The sequence below is a fragment of the Bacillus sp. RC251 genome (genome assembly GCF_044908765.1).
GTDB classification, from domain to species: Bacteria; Bacillota; Bacilli; order Bacillales; family Bacillaceae_G; genus Bacillus_A; species Bacillus_A wiedmannii.
Genome location: NZ_JBIYDP010000001.1, coordinates 983,856 through 996,610, shown reverse-complemented (window position 1 = coordinate 996,610; position 12,755 = coordinate 983,856). Strand labels below are relative to the sequence as shown.

Annotated in this window: 12 protein-coding genes; 1 reads left to right on the top strand and 11 read right to left on the bottom strand. The window is 34.0% G+C overall.

Annotated elements, in window-relative coordinates; genetic code table 11:
* Positions 1-7: 7 nt before the first annotated feature.
* On the bottom strand, positions 8-1,450 hold the full coding sequence (locus ABH961_RS05065) for an aminotransferase-like domain-containing protein (RefSeq protein WP_098642824.1): 1,443 nt from the start codon (positions 1,448-1,450) through the stop codon (positions 8-10).
* A gap of 118 nt (positions 1,451-1,568) precedes the next feature.
* Between ABH961_RS05065 and ABH961_RS05060 the strand changes: the two genes are divergently transcribed.
* Positions 1,569-2,183 carry a LysE/ArgO family amino acid transporter gene (locus tag ABH961_RS05060; RefSeq protein WP_098079479.1) on the top strand — a complete coding sequence of 205 codons (615 nt, stop codon included), beginning with the start codon at positions 1,569-1,571 and terminating at the stop codon, positions 2,181-2,183.
* 53 nt (positions 2,184-2,236) lie between these two features.
* Here the strand turns inward: ABH961_RS05060 and bcbE are convergent, their stop codons facing one another.
* From bcbE to ABH961_RS05010, 10 genes are all read right to left on the bottom strand, one after another.
* Positions 2,237-3,466 carry a bacillibactin exporter BcbE gene (bcbE, locus tag ABH961_RS05055; protein WP_097858789.1) on the bottom strand — a complete coding sequence of 410 codons (1,230 nt, stop codon included), beginning with the start codon at positions 3,464-3,466 and terminating at the stop codon, positions 2,237-2,239.
* A gap of 238 nt (positions 3,467-3,704) precedes the next feature.
* Positions 3,705-3,911, bottom strand: a complete 207-nt coding sequence (locus ABH961_RS05050; protein ID WP_000113545.1) for an alpha/beta-type small acid-soluble spore protein — start codon at positions 3,909-3,911, stop codon at positions 3,705-3,707.
* Between the two features lie 126 nt (positions 3,912-4,037).
* Positions 4,038-4,880: a petrobactin biosynthesis 3-dehydroshikimate dehydratase AsbF gene (asbF, locus tag ABH961_RS05045; protein WP_098642825.1), complete on the bottom strand. Its 843-nt coding sequence runs from the start codon at positions 4,878-4,880 to the stop codon at positions 4,038-4,040.
* 37 nt (positions 4,881-4,917) lie between these two features.
* Positions 4,918-5,901: a petrobactin biosynthesis protein AsbE gene (gene asbE, locus ABH961_RS05040; RefSeq protein WP_404518985.1), complete on the bottom strand. Its 984-nt coding sequence runs from the start codon at positions 5,899-5,901 to the stop codon at positions 4,918-4,920.
* 44 nt (positions 5,902-5,945) lie between these two features.
* Positions 5,946-6,200 (bottom strand): petrobactin biosynthesis protein AsbD, encoded by a 255-nt coding sequence (gene asbD / locus ABH961_RS05035; RefSeq protein WP_048543185.1) that lies wholly within the window; start codon positions 6,198-6,200, stop codon positions 5,946-5,948.
* A complete protein-coding gene (locus tag ABH961_RS05030; protein WP_098079475.1) occupies positions 6,197-7,435 on the bottom strand; it encodes an AMP-binding protein in 1,239 nt (412 codons plus the stop codon). The genes asbD and ABH961_RS05030 overlap by 4 nt, the downstream gene beginning before the upstream one ends.
* Positions 7,422-9,260 carry an IucA/IucC family protein gene (locus tag ABH961_RS05025; protein WP_141520035.1) on the bottom strand — a complete coding sequence of 613 codons (1,839 nt, stop codon included), beginning with the start codon at positions 9,258-9,260 and terminating at the stop codon, positions 7,422-7,424. Before ABH961_RS05025 ends, ABH961_RS05030 begins: the two co-directional genes overlap by 14 nt.
* Before the next feature lie 58 nt (positions 9,261-9,318).
* Positions 9,319-11,127 (bottom strand): IucA/IucC family protein, encoded by a 1,809-nt coding sequence (locus ABH961_RS05020; protein WP_048543188.1) that lies wholly within the window; start codon positions 11,125-11,127, stop codon positions 9,319-9,321.
* 297 nt (positions 11,128-11,424) lie between these two features.
* Complete coding sequence (locus ABH961_RS05015) at positions 11,425-11,946, bottom strand: GNAT family N-acetyltransferase (RefSeq protein WP_053078512.1); 522 nt, start codon at positions 11,944-11,946, stop codon at positions 11,425-11,427.
* 96 nt (positions 11,947-12,042) lie between these two features.
* Entirely contained in the window at positions 12,043-12,723 is a 681-nt protein-coding gene (locus ABH961_RS05010; protein ID WP_000119503.1) for an MgtC/SapB family protein, read from the bottom strand.
* Between the last annotated feature and the right edge of the window lie 32 nt (positions 12,724-12,755).

Below are 12,755 nucleotides of genomic sequence, written 5' to 3'. Positions count from 1 at the left end.
TCTCCTCTTACTTTTTCATTAGTTGTGCAAGTTTTTTGATACCTATTTCAATTTCTTCTAACGTTGCGTATGAATAGGATAGACGCAAAAATTGGTTTGCACTTCTATCATACAAAGTACCTGGATTTAATAAAATCTTTTCTTTCAAAGCTTTGTCAAATAAGCTACGGTTCGAAACGGGTACATTCATATGTAACCAAATATAAAAACCACCTGTCGGTTCATACCATGTTGCTATATCACGACAATATTTCTCTAACATTTGCAACATAAAATCTCTACGTTTTTTCAACTTAGTTCTTACAAACTGTAAATGTTCATCATACAATCCATCTGCAAACCATTCCGCTGCAATTTGCTGGGATATAGAACTTGAACCATAATCTGTTTGCATTTTTATGTCTGCCAATCTTTGAATGACTGGCTCAGATCCAACAATCCATCCAATTCTTAATCCTGGACTAATGACTTTAGACATACTCCCAATATGCAGTACAATTCCGTTTTTATCATATGCTTTTAAAGGCTTTGAAATAGGCTCATCAAACCATAAGTCTTGGTACACCGCGTCTTCTATAATAGGCAAACCAATTTCGTTACATATTTCCATCACTTCTATTCGTTTCTTCGCATTCATACTAAAGTTCGTCGGATTATGAAAAGACGGAATTGTATATAAAATAGATGCATTAAATTGCTTCTTATATTTCGTAATATATGATGCATGTAAACCGTTCTCATCCATTGGTATACCAATTAAACGCATTCCTGCAGATTGAAAAACATTAAGCGAATATAAATAAGATGGTTTTTCTAATAAGATGGATGCCCCTTTTGGAAGAAGCCCCATAGAAATAAGTTGCAACGCTTGAATTGCTCCTGAAACAATTAATATAGAATCAGGAGTTACATCTATACCATGTCCTTTTAAATAGTCAGCAATTTTCTTCCTTAAATAGAAATTCCCTTTTGGTTCTTCATACCCAAGTATCATGCTCGACTTTAAAAGCTTATTCATAATATCTTTCATCTTTTTTTCAGGTAAAAGACTCGGCGCGAGCTCACCTGTTCCTAAACGAATTACATGCGGATAAAATTCAGCTTGATTAATCTCTTGAATAGCAGGCAGATTTGGGTAATGAAGTCCTGTTTCTACATAAGACTGCCAATTAGGCGGGGGTGCGTACGTTGAAGCATTCTCATTATTATTTACAACAATTGTTCCTTTCCTGCCATTTCCTTCAATGTATCCCTTTGCCACTAGCTCATCGAAAGCCATTACAATTGTACTCCGGTTCACACCGAATGTATGTGCCAAATCTCTTTGTGAAGGTAATTTCGTTCCAACAGTCCATTCTCCATTAACGATTCTTTCTTTTATATACGTTTCTATTTGTTTATACAGAGGAGTCGCTAGAGACATATTCGGTTTCCAAACGAATCTTTCCATCATATCACCTTATATTCTTTTTGGTTGGTAACCTCTCCAACCATATGGATGGATACAAATTTTCATTTCTTCTATACAATATACACTATCATACTGAATTAAAATAGGAGGTAATATGATGAGTGAAGCAATTATTCATGGTATCATTCTTGCATTTGGTCTTATCATTCCATTAGGCGTCCAAAATGTTTTCGTCTTTAATCAAGGTGCGAGCCAACCAAACATTTGGAGGGCAGCCCCTGTCGTATTAACTGCCTCTATATGTGATACGTTACTCATATTGATTGCGGTGCAGGGTGTCTCCCTTGTACTCCTTACTTTTTCTTGGCTAACTAACACGTTATATATAATTGGATTTTTCTTTCTCCTATATATGGGCTTTGTTATTTGGAGAAGTAACCCTTCCAACGATATAAACACAGAAAACAGTATGCCATTAAAAAAGCAAATCCTTTTCGCTGCATCGGTTTCGTTATTAAATCCACATGCAATTTTAGATACAATCGGTGTAATCGGAACAAATTCTATTCAATACATAGGAAGTGAAAAATGGGCTTTCACACTTGCAACTATTATCGTTTCTTGGATTTGGTTTATAAGCTTAGCCTTAGCGGGGAAATTTCTAAAAAGAATAGACTCAACCGGAAAAACAATCGTATTATTAAATAAGTTTTCGGGTATCATCATTTGGGGTGTCGCGCTTTATATGTTAAAACAAGTTATGTATTCTTAATGAACGAAAGAGAATTGCATGTTACTGAAAACATCATGCAATTCTCTTTCAAATTATGAAGTAGGTTCCGGTTTCTGTTTTACGTTCTTTGCATCTTTTGCTGGTTTAATCCAAATCATTGCTATAACGGCACCAATACCAGCGAAAATACTTGTTACATAAAACACTTCATGGTCAGCACCTTTCATGAAAAAAGAATATAGAGGTGGGCCAGCTGCTACACCGATAAATCGCATGGAACTATAAAAAGATGTAACCGTTCCCCTTTGCTCCTTTTCAATTCCTTGTGTAATTAGGGAGTCTAAACATGGGAGTGCCATACCAATTCCTATCCCCATGATAACGAGACAAAGAAGTAGTAAATAAATCCCTTTTATAAATAAAGGAATGATGACTGATGCAGCTGCCATTAAAAAACCAATATAAATACACTTCTTCATAACATTTTGATTATCTCCAATTTTTTTACCGGCCATATATGAACTAAGTGACAGTACAAGTAGCGGGATAGCAAGTACACACCCTTTCCATACACCATGAATGTCATACTTTGATTCCAGTATCGTCGACAAATAAAAGAGAATTCCGAATAAAATAAGCATAATAATTGCACCTAATGCAAAAATGGCAATTAACCATCTTCCCTTTTCTCGAAACGTAGAAATAATCGATTTTATAAACTCTTTAAGTGGTGGTACTTCTCCTTCTTGTTTCTTTGCCTTTACTAGAACAAGTAACAAAACAATTGATACTACGCATAAAACTGGAATCGCCCAAAATGGTAAGAACCATACAATGGCAGCAAGAGCAGATCCTAAAATAGGGCTCAGCACTTTTCCAAATGTATTGGATGTTTCAATGATTCCTAAACCTGTACTAACTTGTTTTTCATCTTTATATAAATCACCAACACAAGGTATAACAACTGGCATTGCACCAGCTGCACCAATACCTTGAATCGCTCTACCAATCAGTATCCAAGTGTAGGGATTATCAACTTTCCATGATACCCAACCTGTTACCGCTCCGCCTATAGCCGCAATCAGCAAACTCGGAACCATTATCATCTTTCGTCCCCATCTATCTGATAAATAACCAGCAATCGGTATAAGTAAAATGGCTACAATAGAGTAAATTGTAATAATCATGGATACTTGAAACGATGAAATATGTAATTTCTTTTCGATAGTCGGTAGGATTGGAATAAGCATTGAATTCCCTAATGTCATAACAAGTGGAACTGATGCAAGCGCAATTAAACAACAGTTTTCTTTTTTTAACATGTTGGCTTCGGAACCCTTTCATCGTATATTTCTGACCATATAATAGCCCTGCTGGAACGTAATTTTTCATTCCACCAGGGCTATTACATCTTTACTACTTCCCATTCACAACAAAAGAAATTGGGGAAAATATAGTATTATTCCTATTCTTTGAATCCAGTTCGCAATATATTCATACCAATTAATTGAAAAAAAAAAGAAAGGAAGAATCCTTCCTTTCTCCTATAACCTTCTACAATTAGCGAGTATATCCGCCACCAAGTTGTTGTTCTGCCATCGCTACTAGACGTTTTGTAATTTCACCGCCTACAGAACCGTTTGCACGTGAAGAAGTATCAGCGCCAAGTTGTACACCAAATTCTTGTGCAATTTCATATTTCATTTGATCTAAAGCTGCTTGTGCTCCATGTGATGCTAATTGATTAGAGTTACGATTTCTAGCCATTACCAATCACCTCCTTATTTATATATAAATTGTGTTAAATTTTAATTTAAATACATGGTAATTTTTGGTTATTTATATTTTTAAAAAAAGAGTCTCTACAATGAGAGACTCTTACATCATTTTATATTAAGAAGTTACTACTTCTAAATTTCTATTTGTTAATACTTTCATTTCTTCTTTTAATATATCCTTCGCATTATGTCCAAACCATTCGAGTGAAGCAAAATGGTCAGTATTTCTCACTTCCTGAATAATCTCATCATAATTTACCACACCTTCAAATAATGGAACCATACCAATTCGACTTCCCGCTGCTGCATATACATTATTTGGTTCAAACACATGCAAATAATCTGCTGACGATATATTCTTAAAATGGTAATGTTGTATCCACGGCTTTAGTCGATGGAAGCTGTCTATTGAATCTGCACCAGACTCCCATATATGAAGAAAATCAAGGTTTATTTTCAAATTCGGATGATCTACTTCTCCTAATAATTCCAAAGTAGAAGGCAGCGTATCCGTTAACGTATTTGGATGTGTTTCTAAAAGTACATACATATTATGCTGAGCAAATACTTCACAAATCATGCGAATACGATTCACATACTCTTTTCTCTCCTGTTCCGAGAAATCTTCGCTACCTTTTTGTCCAGCAAACGTACGAATTTTGTTTGTTTTAAACCAATTAGCTAATATTGCAAGTTGTTCACATTTCTCTATTGTTTTTTCAAAATCTGCCGATAATGATATGTCTAAGTAATCACTTATCATCGTAATTTCCAAGCTTTTATCCTTTAAACAATTCAATTCTCGTTCTGTCGTTTCATACTCTTGCATATACAAATTTTGTGCATGAGTCCCCCACAATTCAATTCCTTCAAAACCGTTTTCATATGCAAATTGAACAATATCAGTAAATGAAATTAATTGATGACGAAAGGAAATAGTACATAATGAATATTTCATAGGTTTGAACTCCCTTATCTTAAATTCAGTTAGGTTTTTAAAACGCTAAGACAGACTCGTTTGTTTTCATTTCTTTCCATGATAAAAACTGTCTCTCTAATTCAGCCTTAATTTGCAGTTCAATTACATTCATTTCATCCAACTTTTCAACAATTGATAATAACATGCCTTTATTATTCGTCATCGCCATTTTAATTGCTCGATACTGTACATTTGTAAATCCTTGTACAGTATCCTCTACCCGATCACACCAATAATCAAACTCTTGCTCCGAATATTGCAACGTTTCACGGAAGTATGCAAAGGCATGTTCATAACTATATTTACGAATTGCAAGTACTGGTATTTGCTTCACTGCCGCTACAAGACCAGAAAGCGAATAACCTTCTTCTTCATTTGCCATTTTTATAATTAAATTTTTCAATTCCATAGTCAGTTCATTGTCATTTCTTTTGAAAGTTTCTATGAAATAACTCGCTACCATTTCTTCTGTTGGCTCGTGAATTTCTTCTACATCAATGAAATACCCTCCACCAAATGGGTTATCTTGAACAGAGTGAAGCACTTTTTCTCTTTCCATATTCCCTTCCCAGCGAAAATCAGGATCTAGCATGAACCATTCTTCATCTTTCTCTGTCTTCGATATCATTAAATAATGCGGAAACGGTTTTTGATGAAATTTATTTTCCCTCTCTGGCAATAGAGACATATCAACCATTACAATGACATAGCGATTTTCTGGCTTGTTTTCTACTAATTGTAAAAACGTTTCTACATTGCTATCTTTACCTTTTGCATGATCATACCATTCGTTCACTTTCATACCATACAATTTTTCATACCATAATAAATAATTATCATGGTTAATATTTTCGGAGTGATACGAGATAATGCCGCCTTCTGTTATATCAAAATCTCCGTCCCATAATCCAAAATAAAATGGACGGAAATCTATATCGCTACGCCTTTTTATAATTTCACAAAAACAACTCACTAAACAGTGAACTTTAATTGAAGTCATATTCTCATCCACTTTCCTAAAGGTTAATTATTCACATTTACTACTTATACCGGCTGTAACTCCTCCATAAAATCAAGCAAAGATCCTACAGTAAGAAATGCTTTTGGGTCTACCTCATCCTCTGGAACGGATAGCTTTACATCCATTTCTATGTAGACTATGAGTTGTAACATCATTACCGAATCTATATATAAATCTTGGTTTAAACGCATCGTTTCTTCTAAATGCGTTACATTTTTTAGCTCCATTTTTTCTGTCATAATTTTCAACACTTCATTTTTTAATGTTTCACGTCTCATGTTGTAACCTCTCCCATCTCTAGTAATTTTCTACTTACTTTTCCAGTTTTATTTTTCGGAATTTCAGTTACACTTTCAATCTCATACGGAACTTTATAAGATGGTAAATGCTGCATACACCATTCTCTTATTCGCACTGGATCAACATGAGAGATTACTTTCGCTTTAACAACTTCGCCCATCACAGGATGTTTTCCCCGATATACAATTGCCTCTTGAACGCCTTCTAGTCGAAGCATTGTTTCTTCTACCTCTATCGGAAAGACTTTTAATCCTGAAACGTTAATCACATCATCCATGCGCCCCATAAAATGAAGACCATGCTCAGATTTATACCCCAAATCTTTAGTGAAAATTTCCTTATCTTTCATTTTCACTACGATTTCTTCGGGCATATTTTCATCTGAACCTATACTTATACTCGCATGAGGTAGTGGATTACCTAAATCTAAATGGCTTTTCATATTATGACATATACTAATACAACCTGCTTCAGAACAACCGTATTGCTGCATCATATATGTTGTCATTTCTTTTAGTTTATAAAATAATGCTTCTGGTAAAGGTGCTCCGGATGTCATAATTTTATGAAACTGAAACGTTCCTTGCGGGAAACTCCCCATAATATGTAACATAAGCGGTACTGCATAAATGATATGTTTTTCTGTATTGCGAACTATATTTAATGCGAATTTAGGGTTTTTATTCGTAATGATGATAGGTTTGCTTCCTCGCGTAATTGCAGATAACGTACCACATATTAGTCCGTATGAATGTGAAACAGGAGCCATAACGATCGGCACTTCATCTACTTCACAGTTTAAAGCTTCATTATAAGCAGTAATTTCTGTATCCACTTCCGCCCATGCTCTACGAATCAGTTTTGGTTCTCCTGTTGTTCCAGAACTATATTGCAATAAAGAAGGCTCTTCTAGTAAAGCGTTCACTACTTCTAATTTCGTAAAATCGGGATATTCTCCATATAATATCCCGATACAATTTGCACGCTTTGCCATTTCAATAGCCGTTTCTTTTGGCGTATCTTCATGTATAAGCAATACTGATGATTTCTTTTCTTTTAAGAAAAACACAAGCGTAATAATATCGAATGGATCTTTCAGACAAAGCGCGAATCTATTTCCTGCTGCTTTTTGAAATTGTTCCATTTCCTCATAAATTTGTAATCTCAAATCAAAATCACTTTTGCTATACTCTTGTTTATTAACGATTAGCATAATTTCCCCCTGTAACAACTGATTTTTGTTTGATAAGTTGTCTTGCTCTATACAATGGATTTGGAACTTCATGAACAAGCGAGTCCACATCCATATATAATCGTCGCTTCGTTAATTGCTCAGCATAGAATGTAGGAGTGTATAGCTGAATACTTTCAAATCTATCTTTCAAGTGTGGATATTTTCTAAAATGATTTTCAATTTCTTCGACAACTATCATCCAAAAAATTTCTTCTTTCCAATCATATTCGTCTGCAAGTACGAAAGCTAATTCTCCTACATTAAATAAGAACAGTGCATCTAATACCATCTCTTGTAAACATTCAATACGATCCATTTCAAAGAAATCATTCATTTTCCCATTCGCATACGTTTTATGCATTTTAGTAAAGTCTGGACATTTATTCATTTCTTTTAAGAATGGACGATAAAACTCAAGTCCTTCATGGAAATCCTTTAATGCAATACGGAAAGGTAGCCCTTCTTTATGAACTAAAATCATATTTTGTCCGTGTGATTCTAATGCGATTCCATACTCTACAACAAGATGTATAACTGGTGTGATCGCTTTTTGAATCAGTAATCGTAGCCAATTTTCTATCCCATATTTGTTTAACCATGCATCAATAACTGGTGTCCCGTCTTTCTCCTTTGCATATAAGCCGTTAAAGGGAACCGCATCCTCTTGCTCATCTAAATATTTATGAACGCTTTCACGCCAAATGCACCCTAATGAACCATATGTGGCTTTCTTATTCGTATCATACGTTACACTCGAAAATTCCTTTAACAAAATAATGCGCGATTCATCCCTTAAATAAGAATCCTGACTTACGACATCACTTAACCAATTCGATATAGCTGGTGCACTCACAACTGAATATGGTTTCAGCGTACGGAGTGTTGAAGTGTTAAGTATGTTCAGCGATAACTTTACATATGGTCTCTTTGGATTCGTAACATTTCTTAACGTCCTCATCGATTGTTGCGCGCAATAATCATCCGCTGATTGTCCTAAATAAATTATATTTTTATCCTGTATATGATCAGCGTAATTTGGAATGATGAAATTCTCCCACTGCCAAGGATGAACAGGTATAAACACGTACTGTTTTGGATTACATCCCGCACTGTGAATTCGTTCCATATACGTTTCTAATGTATGCTCGCCTATCTCACCTTTTAAAATATTGTCATAGATCATTTCATTTTCATAACCTACAGTCGCATACTTCTTATGAGATGCAATCCATATAATTTTTATTGGTCTCATAAATTCATATCCATATTGAAAATTGTCACGATATTGAAACCCAATGCGTGCTTTATAGCTAGGATGATATGGATGACCGTCTATTAAATGGCTTTCAAATTCATCGTACGATTTTTGGGTATATTTCACCTTATTATGTCTTTCATATTGTACAATCGTGTCTTTAAATATCGTTTGTTCTAATTCATGAATAAAAGAATCTAATTTCGTTTGTTCTACGTTAACAATTCGAAAAACTTCTTCCAAAAATTGCGAAACTGATTGTATTTCTTGTTTTTCCTCTTGAACTCTTATTACTAATGAATCTATAGAGATACGTCCAAATGTCATTCGTTCTCTTCCGTAACATTCATACGTGACACTTTTGTTGTCCTCATCAAGTCCTTGTATAAGAAAAAGAATTTGTTCTTCGTTTTCTATGCGAATTGGCGTAATAATCCCCTCATAAATTAACGACTCTACTAATTGACGTAACACTCTTCTTCGTACTGAAATATAATCTTTTGATTCAAGCGCTTTCAATATTCTCGTATGATACATGTCCATTCTCATAACTCCTCCACCTTATGAAAAATACCATTATTTGTATTACGTGAAATTTTAACGTTATTTATGAACGGACAGCTACTTCTCTAACGAGCGGATTCTGTACCTGTACGTAAATTGCTTGTTCTAAAGGATTACTTAACTCATCGACATCGAAAAATCTCGTTAATAAATTTGCTTTACATGCCAACTTATCCTCTTCTAACAATTCTCTTAAAAAGGTAGAAGGTTCACGGTTATACGAAAGGAACGCTTCAAGTACAGATCTTAATTCAGAGAGAAGAATTTCCTCCTTAATTAATCCTGCTGTGCCAAAACCGTTAATGAGACCAAACATATGATTGAAAATTAAGTAGTAACGAAATCTCTCATCTACAATATAATCGTCATATAGATTTCCAGTACGTTCTCCAATGCCAGCCAACTCATTATTAAGCGTCTCTTTCATTGAATTACAGAAATAAAACCCTTGATTATCACGGAAATAATATTTGACCGGATACCCATCCTTTAGCTGAACAACACTATTTTGCTGATGCGCTTCTACTGCAACACCATAACGTAAGTACATCCATACCATCGGCTTTAAAGAAATATTCATATATCGTCTAAACCAATCTAAACTTACTTCTTCACAGCTTCTACTTTCTACATCTGCTAGTCGATGAATAATATTCGATAAACGAGTACGTTCCCCAGGTATTGCATCTTGAACTAGTCCAGCAATTAAAGTAGCGTCATTTGCATGTTCACCATAAAAAGGGTTCTCTCGTATAATTACTTCAAATCCAGATTCTTTTGCCCCGTAATTTAATGTAATAAATGCTGGATCACAAATAAAATCAAAACCTGGAAACTTATCTAACACTTCACCAATTGCTGTATTTAGCATTTCCTTTCCTTCAAGACCACTCTCTAGTTCCTTCAATTTATTAATACGCATTGAATTTGTTACTTTTACTGGGAATGAAAACTTAAGCATATATTTTGATTGGGGATGATATAACGTCCTAAGTGATGATGTTGCCATATAATACTTACCGACAGGACCGATATATTCAAGTACTCCTTGATCTATCCAATCCTGTACGTATGATTGGTGTAATAGCCATTCTGCCTGAAGCGGATGAATTGGAAGTAATGAATATTCATCTTCATTACAATACTTCGATATAAATTCTTTACAAACCATCTCATCATTACGTAACTCTTCTTTTAGAATTACTGTTGTAGAATCTAACAATAATGATTTTTCATTTACTATATTTTTATGTGCCCTAAAATAATGAAGCTGACATTCTCCTTTTAATTCTGGAGAATACATTGCGCTTTTCCATTCCAAAATACCTTGTCTACTCTTTGGGGTTGGATGCGTTAAATGTCCAAATAATAAAGATTGCTCCGCTTCTATAAAGGATGTATGGAAACCGTATAATGCAGATGTATCTTCTATTCTCTCCTTTGTAAATTCTTCAATATTTTGACAACTACAAATAACTCGAAGCATAAGTTCAGCAGGATTCGTCCCTTCTCCGTAGTTGATAGACATCTCTTTTATTAAGAATGTAATAACAGTAACGTAATCTGCTTTTATAACATTCTTATTTTCTCCCATTTGATAATAAAATTGTTCTCCAAACAAATGGCGATCTGTTGCTGATTTATATATAACTTCTCCATACAAAGTAATGTTTTGTGCCGATAACCGACAACATAAATAAGTAGAGCCAGTATCTCTTTGAAATGAATTGTAGAAAATATCCTCTATCCTTTTATCCGCTGTAATCCATTCTCCACTTCCTGTTTCTCTTAAATAACAATTTAAAAAACTTTGTATTGTTGCATGTTCCGCGATATGTTTCGCACGCTGCATACTTGTCCTCCTCTTTATATGAACACTATCGGAATTTCATATTACAATCGATAATTGAATATCGTTATCAATTAAAATTTTAATTGATTATCATTATCAATTCAATAGTTTATTTCAGAATTTTTAAATCCGAATAAATATTTCTTTTTTTCAGCGTTTCTTTAATCTAATTAAAAATACACAAGAAAAATTCTCACTTTCAAACTACATACTTATTTATTTCATTAGTAATCCCCTTCAAAATAGTTAAACAAAAGAGGTATACATTAATTCGTATACCTCTTTCAAACATAAAGTTTACATAATAATATTATTTATATTCCTCCAACAATAGGCTGTCTCTTCTACCTGTACTCTCTCTAAAAATTTCGTATCAATTTTTTCTGGATTAAATTTTTCATAAAAATTTTTAGAAGGATTATTCGTAACAACCCATACTAAAAGTGATTGCATATCATTGTTTATACATTCCGATAATAAAGCTTGAAATAACTTTTGTCCTATTTTCATTCCTTGATACTCTTGTAAAAGGTAGATTGCATATAATTCCCCATCACAATTATATGTACCACTTCTTTCCACTCCCCCGTCAATGAATCCGATTATTGTTTCATCTGACGTCTCTGCTACAAATCTATATTGGTATTTATCTTCTTGTTGAAAAATGTTTTCCCATTGTTTTTCTCGTTGCTCATATGTTATATTTTCTAAAAATTTGTCAGCAAATATCCCTTTATATGTTGTTTTCCAGCTATCAACATGCACCTTGGCTATACCTCTTATATCATCTTTTATCGCTCTTCTAATATGTATTTCCATCATCTCTCCCCCTTGTTATTCATCATTATATCAATTTATTTCCTTAAAAATCCAAATAAAAAAAGAGCGAATGCACTTCACTCTTTTTTATCACAATTATCTACTTTCCACTTCAACTGAAACAACACGATCAATCTCTTTCAAGGAACTATATAACTCTGTTGTATATAAATCTTCTGGAGCTAAAATAACCATTTCCAGTTGCTGAAATGCTCCACTATCTATATCTTTAATTTTCACTCGTTTCACATGCATACCTAAATTTTTAATTTGCTTAAATATACCATCTAACTCATGATGCTCTTTTACAGTAATTTTTATAGATAAATCCTTTTGTCTTAATGAATACGGACCTGCAATTTTCACAAGTTGTGGAAGTACATTAATTGCTAAAATAATTAAAATCATAGCAACCGTCGCTTGTAAATAAAAGCCCGCCCCAATTGCTATACCTAAAGCTGAAGCAGCCCACACCATAGAAGCTGTCGTTAATCCAGAAATAACATCATTACTTCTTCGTAAAATAACACCTGCCCCAAGAAAACCAATCCCACTCACAATTTGAGCAGCTAGACGCATTGGATCCATATTTGTATGCCCTGGAACAGAATATACATGTACGGCTTCAATTGAAACCATCGTAATTAAACAACTTGCTACAGAAATAACCATACTTGTTTTCACACCAAGCGGTTTATTCTTTAGCTGCCTATCTATCCCGATGAATAATCCTAAAAAGAGTGCTAAACCTAATTTGAGTAAAAATTCATATGACATATTTCCATTCTCCTTACTTTACAATGTTTCCC